10 protein-coding genes are annotated in these 12,107 nt (G+C 65.1%); 5 read left to right on the plus strand and 5 right to left on the minus strand.

What is annotated here, in order from left to right; genetic code table 11:
* Window positions 1-25: 25 nt before the first annotated feature.
* Together HSDC_RS02350 and HSDC_RS02355 are read right to left on the minus strand one after the other, a co-directional pair.
* Complete coding sequence (locus HSDC_RS02350; RefSeq protein WP_064698308.1) at window positions 26-1,708, minus strand: AMP-binding protein; 1,683 nt, start codon at window positions 1,706-1,708, stop codon at window positions 26-28.
* A 171-nt stretch (window positions 1,709-1,879) separates the two neighbouring features.
* Window positions 1,880-2,323 carry a MerR family transcriptional regulator gene (locus HSDC_RS02355; protein WP_064698309.1) on the minus strand — a complete coding sequence of 148 codons (444 nt, stop codon included), beginning with the start codon at window positions 2,321-2,323 and terminating at the stop codon, window positions 1,880-1,882.
* A 220-nt stretch (window positions 2,324-2,543) separates the two neighbouring features.
* On the opposite strand from HSDC_RS02355, the gene HSDC_RS02360 reads away from it, so the two are divergent.
* From HSDC_RS02360 to HSDC_RS02380, 5 genes are all read left to right on the plus strand, one after another.
* Window positions 2,544-3,710, plus strand: a complete 1,167-nt coding sequence (locus tag HSDC_RS02360) for an acyl-CoA dehydrogenase family protein (RefSeq protein WP_064698628.1) — start codon at window positions 2,544-2,546, stop codon at window positions 3,708-3,710.
* Between the two features lie 21 nt (window positions 3,711-3,731).
* Window positions 3,732-4,865 carry an enoyl-CoA hydratase/isomerase family protein gene (locus HSDC_RS02365; RefSeq protein ID WP_064698310.1) on the plus strand — a complete coding sequence of 378 codons (1,134 nt, stop codon included), beginning with the start codon at window positions 3,732-3,734 and terminating at the stop codon, window positions 4,863-4,865.
* A 155-nt stretch (window positions 4,866-5,020) separates the two neighbouring features.
* Window positions 5,021-5,923, plus strand: coding sequence for a 3-hydroxyisobutyrate dehydrogenase (gene mmsB / locus HSDC_RS02370; protein WP_064698311.1), 903 nt, complete (start codon window positions 5,021-5,023; stop codon window positions 5,921-5,923).
* Between the two features lie 94 nt (window positions 5,924-6,017).
* Entirely contained in the window at window positions 6,018-7,199 is a 1,182-nt protein-coding gene (locus HSDC_RS02375) for an acyl-CoA dehydrogenase (protein WP_064698312.1), read from the plus strand.
* Window positions 7,200-7,313: 114 nt separating this feature from the next.
* A complete protein-coding gene (locus tag HSDC_RS02380) occupies window positions 7,314-8,519 on the plus strand; it encodes a CaiB/BaiF CoA transferase family protein (protein ID WP_064698313.1) in 1,206 nt (401 codons plus the stop codon).
* A gap of 31 nt (window positions 8,520-8,550) precedes the next feature.
* Here HSDC_RS02380 and HSDC_RS02385 read toward each other — a convergent pair whose 3' ends face one another.
* From HSDC_RS02385 to HSDC_RS02395, 3 genes are read right to left on the minus strand one after another with little or no spacing between them, the layout of a single operon-like run.
* Window positions 8,551-9,639: a DUF1513 domain-containing protein gene (locus HSDC_RS02385; RefSeq protein WP_064698314.1), complete on the minus strand. Its 1,089-nt coding sequence runs from the start codon at window positions 9,637-9,639 to the stop codon at window positions 8,551-8,553.
* A gap of 4 nt (window positions 9,640-9,643) precedes the next feature.
* Window positions 9,644-10,669, minus strand: a complete 1,026-nt coding sequence (locus HSDC_RS02390) for an imelysin family protein (RefSeq protein WP_064698315.1) — start codon at window positions 10,667-10,669, stop codon at window positions 9,644-9,646.
* Window positions 10,670-10,680: 11 nt separating this feature from the next.
* Window positions 10,681-12,060: a di-heme oxidoreductase family protein gene (locus HSDC_RS02395; protein ID WP_425292849.1), complete on the minus strand. Its 1,380-nt coding sequence runs from the start codon at window positions 12,058-12,060 to the stop codon at window positions 10,681-10,683.
* Between the last annotated feature and the right edge of the window lie 47 nt (window positions 12,061-12,107).

Consider the following 12,107-nt stretch of genomic DNA (forward strand, 5'->3'; position numbering starts at 1 on the left):
GCCGCGAAGCGGCGCTCTTCAAGCTTCAGAGCCCCAACTCATGCACGGCTTCCTCGCGCATCTTGAACTTCTGGACCTTGCCGGTGACGGTCATCGGGAATTCGTCGACGAACTTCACGTAGCGGGGAACCTTGAAGTGGGCGATGCGTGTCTGGCAGAACGCCTTGAGTCCTTCCTCGTCGAGGGTTTCACCCTCGCTCAACTTGACCCAGGCCATGATCTCTTCGCCGTACTTTTCATCGGGCACGCCGATGACCTGGACGTCGGAGATGGCTGGGTGTGTGTAGAGAAAGTCCTCGATCTCCCGCGGGTAGATGTTCTCGCCGCCGCGGATGATCATGTCCTTGATGCGGCCCACGATGGCCACGTAGCCCTCGTCGTCCATGGTGGCAAGGTCGCCGGTGTGCATCCAGCCGGCTGCATCGATGGACTCGGCGGTGGCCTCGGCGTTGTTCCAGTAGCCGAGCATCACGCTGTAGCCGCGGGTGCAGAGTTCGCCGGGTTCGCCTCGCGGTACCACGGCACCGTCGTCCGGGCTGACCAGCTTCACCTCGAGGTGAGGGTGAATGGTGCCCACCGTGGTCACGCGTTTCTCGAGCGGCGCATCGGTCTGGGTCTGGAAGCTCACCGGGCTGGTCTCGGTCATGCCGTAGCAGATGGTGACTTCCTGCATGTGCATCCGCTCGATGACTCGCCGCATCACCTCGATGGGGCAGATGGAGCCGGCCATGATGCCGGTACGCAGCGAGGAGAGGTCGAAGCGTTCGAACTCGGGATGCTCCAGCTCGGCGATGAACATGGTGGGGACGCCGTAGAGGGCGGTGGCGGCTTCCTCGCTGACGGCCTCGAGCGTGGCGAGAGGGTCGAAGCCATCGCCGGGATAGATCATGGCGGCCCCGTGGGTGACACAGCCGAGATTGCCCATGACCATGCCGAAACAGTGGTAGAGCGGTACCGGAATCACCATCCGATCGGTTTCGTCGAGCTTCATGGTGCGGGCCACGAAGAACCCGTTGTTGAGGATGTTGTGATGGGAAAGCGTGGCGCCCTTGGGCGCGCCGGTGGTGCCGGAGGTGTACTGGATATTGATCGGTTCGTCGAAGTCCAGGCTGGCCTGGATCTCGGCCAGGCGTTCGACGGAGACCTCGTCGGCGCGCTGGAGCATGGCTGACCAGCGCCACATGCCGGGCAGAGCGCGCTCATCGTCGAGACAGATGACCCGTGCCAGCTCGGGAAGGCGTTGCGAGTGCAGCGAGGAGGCGCTTCCGGCGTCCTCGAGTTCGGGCACCAGCTCGGCCAGGGTCGCGACGTAGTCCGAGCCCTTGAAGGCACCCTGCAGGATCAACGTCGAGGTTCCCGACTGACGAAGGGCATATTCCAGCTCGTGAGTGCGATAGCTCGGGTTGATGTTGACCAGAATGGCGCCGAGCTTGGCGGTGGCGAACTGGGTGATGGTCCATTCGGCGCAATTGGGTGACCAGATGCCCACTCGGTCGCCTTTCTCGACGCCTAGAGCGGTCAAGGCACGGGCCGCACGGTCGACGGCGTCTTGCAGGCTGCGCCAGTTGTAGCGCAGTTGCTGATGGCGACAGATCAGGGCATCGCGTTCGGGAAAGCGGGCTACGGTATCGTCGAAACAGTCGCCGATGGTCTGCCCCTTCAGGGGTGTGTCGCTGATACCGCTGACATAACTGATGTGGCCTGACATGGCGGCTCCTTTTGTTGTTGGATCGTGGCGATGCCGCTATTAGCGTGAAGCCGGAAGCTTGAAGCCGGAAGTAACCCCATGACCAGAACTTGGGGTAGAGGGGAATGGGTTTTTCATCCAGCTTCTAGCTTCCAGCCGCGAAGCGGCGCTCTTCCAGCTATGATCTAGCTTTCAGCTTGTTTCCCCCAGTTGCCGCAGGACGTCCCGGGCGCGCTGGTCCACGTCGTCGATCTCCAGGCGCATCAGGCGAATGTCCTCCATCTGACGGTCGAGGTTGGCGCGCTTCTCCTCGAGAATCTCGAGCAGGCGCTTGAGCTGGCGCGCGTTACCGTCGGGCATGGCGTCGTACATCATCACCACCTCGCGGATCTCCGCCAGCGAAAAGCCCAGACGCTTGCCCCTCAAGGTCAGCTTGAGCCGGACGCGGTCCTTTTCACGGTAGATGCGCTTCTGGCCTTGCCGTGAGGGGGCCAGCAGGCCTTCCTGTTCATAGAAGCGGATGGTGCGAGGAGTTACCTCGAACATTCTGGCCAATTCACCGATGCTGTAAGTACGTTGCTGCCGAGGCAAGGCATCGGCATGTTCATCGAGATCCTGAGATGGCGATCGACTCATATGACGTCATTTCCTGTAGCCGGGCGGCTTTCCCGCCTCGTTTGGCAACCCTAGACGAGGTTTACGTTAACGTAAAGTGCTTGTTCGACCATGGGGTGATATGGGATAAACCTAGCAAGTGCTAGGTTGATGCCTCGCCAAGGCTGGAAAGCCGGTTTTCGGCATGGTGGGCATTCATCACCGACCCCGCATGCCACTGCCGTTCGACGAGAGGTTCCCCATGGATTTTGCGCTGACCGAAGACCAGAAGGCGTTGGCCGACGCCGCCGCCGATTTCGCCCGGGCCGAGCTGGCCGAGCATGCCGCGGAGTGGGACGCACACTCGCATTTCCCGGTGGACGTGATCCGTCGAGCGGGTGAGGCGGGCTTCCTCGGCATTTATACGCCCGAAGAGCACGGCGGGCTCGGCCTGTCGCGGCTCGAGGCCTCCTTGATCTTCGAGCAGCTCGCCCAGGGCTGCGTATCCACGACCGCCTATCTCACCATTCACAATATGGTGACCTGGATGGTCGCGAGCTGGGGCGACGACGCCCTGCGGACGCGTTATGTGCCGGCCATGATAGCTGGTGAGGCGCTGGGCTCATACTGCCTGACCGAACCTGGAGCCGGCTCCGATGCCGCCAGCCTCAGGACGCGGGCGGTCAGGGATGGCGATGATTATGTCATCAACGGCTCGAAGATGTTCATCTCCGGTGCCGGTGCCACGGAAGTGCTGGTGGTGATGGCCCGCACCGGCGAGCCGGACAGCGGGGCGGGTGGTGTCTCGGCCCTGTTGGTGCCGGCGGATGCCGAGGGCATCGAATACGGCAAGAACGAGGAGAAGATGGGCTGGAAGAGTCAGCCCACGCGGCTGGTCAGCTTCGACGACGTGCGCGTGCCGGTCGGCCATCGGCTGGGCAACGAGGGCGAGGGGTTCAAGTTCGCCATGAAAGGGTTGGACGGCGGCCGGCTCAATATCGCCAGCTGTTCGCTGGGGGCCGCCCAGCAGGCGTTGACGCTGTCGAGGGACTACCTGGCCGAGCGCAGGCAGTTCGGACGCGAGCTGTCTTCCTTTCAGGCGCTGCAGTTCAAGATTGCCGACATGGCAAGCGACCTGACTGCCGCCCGGTTGATGGTTCGCCACGCCGCCTGGCGGCTCGACCAGAACGACCCCGAGGCCACCGCGCATTGCGCCATGGCCAAGCGCTTCGCCACCGATGTCGGCTTCAATGTCTGCAACGAGGCCCTGCAGTTGCATGGCGGCTATGGTTACATCCGGGAGTATCCCCTGGAGCGCCTGGTGCGCGACACCCGCGTGCACCAGATCCTCGAGGGAACCAACGAGATCATGCGCTTGATCGCCGCTCGTCGGCTGCTGGCCGATGGCGTCATCGAGTCGCTTCAATAACCGGACACCAGGAGAACAGCGATGACGGACCTCGCGGTTTGCTTCGATGAACTGCCCACGCGTGGCGGCGGACGTATCGGCGTGGCCAGGCTCAACGCGCCCAAGGCCCTGAACGCCTTGTCGCTGGAGATGATCCAGCTAGTGGCCGACAAGCTCGATGCCTGGGCGGTGGATCCCGGGGTGGTGGCCGTCTGGCTCGAGGGCAGTGGCGACAAGGCCTTCTGCGCCGGGGGCGATGTGGTGGCCTTGTATCGCGCCCTTCAGGAAACGAGCCAGTCGGATTTCCCTGCGACCTATTTCACTGCCGAGTACCGTCTCGATCATCGCATCCATACCTATCCCAAGCCCTTGCTGGTGTGGGGCGACGGCATCGTCATGGGCGGCGGCCTCGGCCTGATGGTCGGCGGCTTCCAGCGGCTGGTCACCGAGACGACGCTCATCGCCATGCCGGAAATCACCATCGGCCTGTACCCCGATATCGGTGCCAGCTGGTTCCTGGGACGCATGCCGAAGGGCATCGGCGCCTATCTCGGCCTGACTGGCGCCCAGCTCAATGCCCGCGATGCGCTGGACCTGGGACTGGGAGATCGTTTCGTGCCGCGGGAGCGTCGCGACGACCTGCTCAGGGCCCTGACCGAGGCCGATTATGGCGAACGCGAGGTGCCGACCTGCCGCCGTACCGTGATGCAGGTGCTCGATCGCTTCGAGGATCGCCAGCAAGCGCCCGAAGGGCGAGTGTGGCGACATCGCGACCATCTCCAGGCCATGGTCGATCGCAGCGACGTGGTCGAGGCGGTGGATCGCCTGCTGGCCGATGATCGTGACGATGCTTGGCTGGCCGCCAACCGGGGCAGGCTGGAAACCGGCTGTCCGCTGACCGCGCATCTGGTGTGGCGCATGCTGGAACGCCATCGTCATGGCAGCCTGGCCGATGCCTTCCGCGACGAACTGGCGCTGTCGGTGCAATGTTGCCATCGCGGCGATCTCGCCGAGGGGGTGAGGGCGCTGTTGATCGACAAGGACAAGCAGCCCCGCTGGTCCCATCGTGATGTGGCCAGTGTGCCGGAGGCGGAGGTGCAGGCACTCATGAGGTCGCCCTGGGATGACGAACATCATCCCCTGAGGGATCTGGGAGTTGGGCAGAGAATCCAATAAGAGCGCATTTCAAACGCTCAACGGTAGTGGGCGCCGGGAAAGCCCACTTCGCTCGCCGACTTTTAAGGTAGCGCTTCCGTCGACTTTTAAGACAGTGCTTTGGAACTGGCGGACGAATCCAATAAAAGACTCACCAATGATCGAGGAGCAGTGCCATGAAAATCGCCTTCATCGGACTCGGTAACATGGGCACGCCCATGGCCACCAACCTGGTCGGGGCTGGCCACGAGGTCGTGGTCTTCGATCTCGTCGAGAGCGCCATGGCGGCGCTGGAGAAGGAAGGCGCGCGCCGTGCCGAGAGTGCCGAGGCGGCCTGCGCGGAAGCCGAGGTGGTCATCTCCATGCTGCCCGCCGGCGTGCACGTTCGAGGACTCTATCTGGGCGCCGACAGCCAGGGCCTGCTCGACTCTCTCGGCCACAAGCCGTTGATCATCGATGCCTCGACCATCTCGCCCGACGATGCCCGCGTCGTCGGCGAGGCGGCCGCCGAGCGTGGCCTGACCTACCTGGATGCGCCGGTATCCGGTGGTATCGGTGGCGCCAAGGCCGGCACGCTGACCTTCATCGTCGGCGGTGACGAGGCGGGCTTCGAACAGGCCAGGCCCGTGCTCGAGTGCATGGGGCGCAATATCTTCCATGCCGGCCGGATCGGTGACGGCCAGGTGGCCAAGATCTGCAACAACATGCTGCTCGGCATCCTGATGAGCGGGACCGCCGAGGCGCTCGCGCTCGGCGTGAAAAACGGCCTGGATCCGGCGGTGCTCTCCGAGATCATGAAGCAGAGCAGCGGCGGCAACTGGGCGCTCAATGTCTATAACCCCTGGCCCGGCGTGATGGAAGGCTCAGCGGCTTCCCGGGACTATCAGGGCGGCTTTCTCACCGACCTCATGGCCAAGGACCTGGGACTGGCCTGGGAACTGGCGCTCAAGACGCGTGCCGGCGTGCCCATGGGCTCTCAGGCGCGCAACCTCTTTGCCCTGCACAGTGCCCAGGGCAATGGCGGGCTGGACTTCTCCAGCATCCAGACACTCTACCGGGCCGGTGAGGACGACGCCTGATCGCGTCGCCACGCGGAAAGGGGCGTTCCGGGGTTGGCAGTGGCGGCATTTCAATCTACATTATATAAAAATGTAGATATTTTTGGAGCGCCCTATGAGCCAGATCACTCCCGTCACTTGGGACGACCCCTTCCGCCTGATCGACCAGCTCGACGGGGAGGAGCGGCTGGTCCAGCAGACGGCCCGCGATTATTGCCAGGACAAGTTGCTGCCTCGGGTGCTGGAGGCCAATCGGCACGAGCGCTTCGACCGCGAGATCATGACCGAGATGGGCGAGCTGGGCCTGCTGGGCGCCACCATCGACGGCTATGGCTGCGCGGGCATGAACTACGTCAGCTATGGACTGATCGCCCGCGAAGTGGAGCGGGTCGATTCCGGTTATCGCAGTGCCATGAGCGTGCAGTCCAGCCTGGTGATGTACCCCATCCATGCCTTCGGCAGCGAGGCCCAGAAGGACCGCTACCTGCCTCGACTGGCCAGTGGCGAATGGGTGGGCGCCTTCGGCCTCACCGAGCCGGATCACGGCTCGGACCCCGGCAGCATGTCCACACGCGCCACACGCACCGAGAACGGCTGGCGGCTCAACGGGACCAAGACATGGATCACCAACTCGCCGATCGCCGATGTCTTCGTGGTCTGGGCGAGGGATGACGAGGGCCTGGTGCGCGGTTTCATCCTCGAACGGGGCATGGAAGGCCTGTCGGCGCCCAAGATCGAGGGCAAGTTCAGTCTGCGTGCTTCGGTGACCGGCCAGATCGCCATGCAGGACGTCGAGGTCGACGACGCTCAGCGGTTGCCCGGCGTGACCGGCCTCAAGGGGCCGTTTTCCTGCCTCAACCGAGCTCGCTACGGTATCGCCTGGGGCAGCATGGGCGCGGCCGAGGCCTGCTGGCACGCCGCGCGCGACTATACCCTGGAGCGCAAGCAGTTCGGTCGCCCGCTGGCCGCCAACCAGTTGATCCAGAAGAAACTCGCCGACATGCAGACCGAGATCGCGCTGGGGCTTCAGGCCGCCTTGAGGGCCGGGCGCATGATCGACGAAGGCCAGCTGGTGCCCGAGGTCATCTCGCTGATCAAGCGAAACAACTGCGGCAAGGCGCTGGACATCGCCCGCCAGGCCCGGGACATGCACGGCGGCAATGGCATCAGTGACGAATATCATGTGATCCGCCATGTGATGAACCTCGAGGCGGTGAATACCTACGAGGGCACCCACGATGTGCATGCGTTGATCCTGGGCAGGGCGCAGACCGGCCTGCAGGCCTTCACCGGTTAGGCATTGTCTGAAAACTGCCTTCGCTCACCGACTGTTCGAAACCTGAGACCGGTGAGCGATGCCTCTTCTGACGTTGGCAAGAGACCTTCTCTTGCAATTCTGCAAGGAACCAACATGAGCGGACCGCTGGAAGGCGTGGTGGTGCTGGACATGTCACGGGTGCTGGCCGGCCCCTGGGCAGGCCAGTTGCTCGCCGACATGGGTGCCCGAGTCATCAAGATCGAGCATCCCGAGCGTGGGGACGATACCCGAGGCTGGGGGCCGCCTTGGTGGGAAGGCGGGGCAAACGCCGAGCGGCTGGCCGCCTATTATCTGTCTGCCAATCGTGGCAAGCGTTCGCTGGCCGTGGATATCGCCACCGAAGAGGGGCAGGCACTGGTTCGGGAGTTGGCCGCCGGGGCCGATGTGCTGCTCGAGAACTTCAAGGTCGGCGGTCTCGCCAAGTACGGGCTGGACCCGGCAAGCCTGCGCGAGCGCAACCCGCGGTTGATCGCCTGTTCGATCACTGGATTCGGTCAGGACGGCCCTTATGCCGGACGGGCCGGCTACGATTTCATGATCCAGGCCATGGGCGGGTTGATGAGCTTGACCGGTGAGCCCGATGGCATGCCGATGAAGACGGGCGTGGCCATCACCGATGTGATGACCGGCCTCTACGCGACCATCGGGGTACTGGCCGCGCTCCACGAGCGTCGCGCGACCGGTGTCGGGCGACACATCGACGTGGCGTTGCTCGACGTTCAGCTGGCGACATTGGCCAACCAGGCCTTGAATGCCCTGGTGACGGGGGAAGATCCCGTGCGTCACGGCAATGCCCACCCCAATATCGTGCCTTATCAGGCCTTCGCCTGCGCCGATGGCCACCTGGTTCTGACGGTGGGCAACGACACCCAGTTCGCTCGGTTGGCAAACCTGCTGGGGCATCCGCAATGGGCCGAGGATCCGGCCTTCGCCACCAACGCCGCCCGGGTGGCGCATCGCGATGTGCTGGTGCCGAAGATTGCCTCGGTCTTCCTGACGCGAGGGCGTGATGCCTGGCTCGCCGACCTGGAGGCGCTGGGCATCCCGGCCGGTCCCATCAATACCCTCAGCGAGGCCTTTGCCGACTCCCAGGTTCGTCACCGTGGCTTGTACCGGGAGCTCTCGCGACAGGGCCAGAGCCTGCCCCAGGTGGCCAACCCGTTGCGCTTCGATGGTAGAAGCGCCACCAGCGATACACCGCCGCCGGTGCTTGGCCAGGACAGCGACGCCGTGCTCGCCGAGATGGGGCTTTCCGTCGAGGAGATCGACGAACTGAGACGGCGCGGTATCGTACGGTGATGCTGGCCCAGCGCAAGGGTGCCGGGGGCGTTCAGGTCAGGTGGTTGTCCCAGCGGATGGCCAGTGATTCGAGAGCCTGTGGTGCGCTGCCGTCGCCGCCAACCCGGTAAAGACCGCCGCGGCCAGAGGAGACCAGAAAGTCGCTCTGTCCGTCACAGCGGGCGCCAGCGGCATCCGGCAGGTGGTGGCTGGCCAGTAGCCGGCCATCCCGGCTGTCGATCAATAGCACACGGTGACCGCGCGGGGCGGTGATCAGCGCACGGGGTGTGCTCCGGGCGATAGCAATGCTGGCCGTGTACTGGCGCAGCTCGTCGGTGAGCGGGCCGGGCAGTTCGATCTCGGTGAAGTCGCCTTGAGGGGACAAGCGTGCGAGCAAGGGCCGCCGTTCCCATTCCGCCCCTTGGTACTGATAGCCGGCGATCACGGTGCCGTCGGTGGCCACATCGAGATGTCGGCAACTGAGCTGGTGGTGGCTGGGCGCGTGGCGAGCCGTTATCTCGCCGCTCTCGCGGTCCAACAGCATGAGTGCCGGCGCCATGACGTCGAGATTGAGCTTGGCGCGGCCATAATCGGGATGCGTACGAATGCCGCCAAGGGCGATGGCCAGGGTGCGGCCGTCCGGCATCAGGCGCAGTTCGTGAGGCCCGATGCCATCCAGGGGCAGGTCATGGCAATGTGCATAGTCTCGTTCGGCGTCGTAGACGCGCACCAGTCCCGCGGCGTCTTCGATGCGGTTGGCGGTGACGTAGAGGTAGCGTCCGCTCGTCTCGAAGACGCCATGGCCGTAGAAATGGTGCCCGGGGCCGGCATCGACTCGGGCGACTTCGGCTCGGGCATCGCCGTCGATGACATGCAGCGAACGGCCCGGGCGCCGGGCGAAGAGCACCGCCTGGGTGCTGCCGGGACGCAGGCAGCCGCCGTGGCAGCGTTCCGGGACCGCGATGCGAAAGGCGCGTCCCGCCTCGATCGAGACGGCCTGGAGATAATGGCGACCCTCGGTATCGTCCACGGCGCTGAACACCCAGCTCGCCCGAGGCCAGCCCGGCAGGGCCCATCCCAGACCAGGCAGGGCGAAGGCCCCGAGCCCGGCGACCGTCTTGAGAAGTTCTCGCCTGCGCATCGCGTCAGTCCCCGTCGCTGGCGTTGAAGCCTCTCGCCAGCCCCAGGGTGCCGCCGATCTCCTCGAGCTGATGGCGCAACTGGCCGATCTGGACATGGAGTCCCTGCAATTCGCTGAAGGCGGCGCCGTCGTCGAGCGCCGGGGCCAGCCCGGACGACATCTTGGCGGCTCGACGGCGTGTCCGGTCCAGGGCTTCCCGGAAGTCGTCGGCCAGCGCGGCTTCTCCGCGTCTGGCCAGCAGCGTCTTCAGGCCCGGGAGGAAGGTATCTTCCAGCCCGTGCAGGGTGCCCTCGATCAGGCGAATCGAACGGCCGCTGCGCCAGGCTTCGGCCAGATAGCCGTTGGGAGCCCCGCCGGTCAGCCCCATGGGACTGCCCAGGCGCTTGTCCTCCAGGGTCTCCAGGGCCAGCAGGGCGCCGTGCAGGGTGGCGCCGGTATAGCTGGCGGTGTGCCGATAGTGGTCGCCGAAACGTTGCCAATCGCGGCGTAGGGCGCTGGTGCCATCCGCCAGGTGGTTGGCGATGGCCCGCATCAGGCCGCAGGCGACGGGATGGGTCAGGGCCTCGTCATCCTGCATGGCGTCATCGAAGAGCAGGTACTCGAGGGCAGGAAATCCCTGGGCAGCAACGCTGCCGTCGGCGATCTGTTCGGCGGAAGGCGGTTGGTCGGCCGCGAGCCAGGCCTGCATCTTGCGTCCGACCAGGTTCTTGCGATCGGGCCAGAACTGGAGCTGCCAGGCACGGCTTTGCTGCTCGATGGGACCGAAGTCGACGAAGCGCACGGCCTGCCAGGCCTGGTAAGCCTCCAGCCAGTCCTGGGTCAGCCGCCGGCGATGCGACGTGTCGGGCTGCTCGCAGAACCGGTCCGCGCTGGCTTCGAGGCGTTCGCTCGCGTCGACGAGGACGCCATAGCGTTGATCGATGGCCTGGTGCCAGCGCTCCCGAGCCTGCGGGGCATCGTCGTCGGCCAGCAAGGGAGCGGTGGCCAGGGTCAGGGCGGCGAGGCCGAGTCGGCCCAGACGTTTGAACACGGAAGTCTCCTTCACAGGGATTCGAGAAAGCGGATCAGACCGTCGCGGCGTTCGGCCGGCAGGTCACGGTAGGTGTCGGCGCTGGCTTCGGCTTCGCCACCATGCCAGAGGATGGCTTCCTCCAGGGTGCGCGCACGGCCGTCGTGGAGAAAGCCTGCGCGCGGGTTCACCTCCCGAGCCAGGCCGATGCCCCATAGTGGGGGCGTGCGCCATTCACTGCCGCTGGCGTCGAACTCGGGACGGCCATCGGCCAGTGCTTCGCCCATGTCGTGCAGCAGCAGGTCGCTGTAGGGCCAGATCGTCTGATCGGCCAGGGCGGCGCGTTCGGTATCCGGCGGCGTTTCATGGCGAGGCGTGTGGCAACTGGCACAGCCTATCTCGTTGAAGGTCTCGGCGCCGGCCAGTACTCGAGGATCGTCCATGTCGCGACGGGCCGGAACGGCCAGGCTGCCGGCATAGAAAGTCACGAAGCGTGCAATCCTGTCGCTGACCTCGGGCGTGCCGCCGTCGGGAAAGCGATCGCACGCCTGGCTGGGCATGCAGTCGGTCACGGGGACGAGGTTCGAGGTCAGTCCCATGTCGCCGGCGAAGGCATGCAGGCTCTGTTGCTCGATGCTTGGTTCACCCGCCTTCCAGCCGAAGCGCCCGATGACGGTGTCGCCTCGGCGTTCATCCCATACCCGATTGACCCGCCCGGAGATGCCATCGCCATCGGTATCGTCGGGGTCGGCGGCGGCGATGAGGGCCTCGGCAGGCAGCGCTTCGAGAAGGCCCAGGCCGATCATCGGCGGTGCCACGCGTGGCGAGATCTGCAGGTCGTCGGGCAGCGGGCCGTAAGCGGGAGAGCCAATGGCGTAATGCGGTTCGCGCAGGGTGACGACCTCACCGTCGTCGAGGCGTACATCGCGCTTGGTGTAGTGCAGCTGCATGTCGCCTTCGGGGTCGGCACCGGAGATGGCGGCAGTCTGCAATTGGCGACCATAGCCGGGAACGGGGGCCACGCCGAAGCGCGTCAGGGTCTCGTCATCGACACTCTCGGGAGGTAGCGAGAGACGCAGGAAGAGCGACACGGCGCGCTCATCGCCACTCGGCGGGTGGCCCCGGCCATCCTTGATGTGGCATCCCTGGCAGCTGTTGGTGTTGAGCAGGGGGCCCAGACCATCCCGTGCCGCGGTGCTGGCCGGCGCCTCTACCCAAGGGTTGCGGAAGAAGCTGTTGCCGACGCTGAAGTCGAGACGCCGGGTCATGGGCATGGTGTCGAGCGGCAGGGAAAATGCGTTGTGATCGAACTGCTGTACCGTGCCGTCGCCGCCGGTCATGGGGGTTTCCTGGATGGGAGGTGGAGCGGCGTTGGCCAGGTCGGGGCCGGCCAGGATCAGAAAGGCGAGCAGTGAGCGTGCGGGACAGGGCAAGGGGGCCTTGCCGTCACGACATTGGC

It is taken from the genome of Halomonas caseinilytica (genome assembly GCF_001662285.1).
In the GTDB taxonomy this organism is placed as follows: Bacteria; Pseudomonadota; Gammaproteobacteria; order Pseudomonadales; family Halomonadaceae; genus Halomonas; species Halomonas caseinilytica.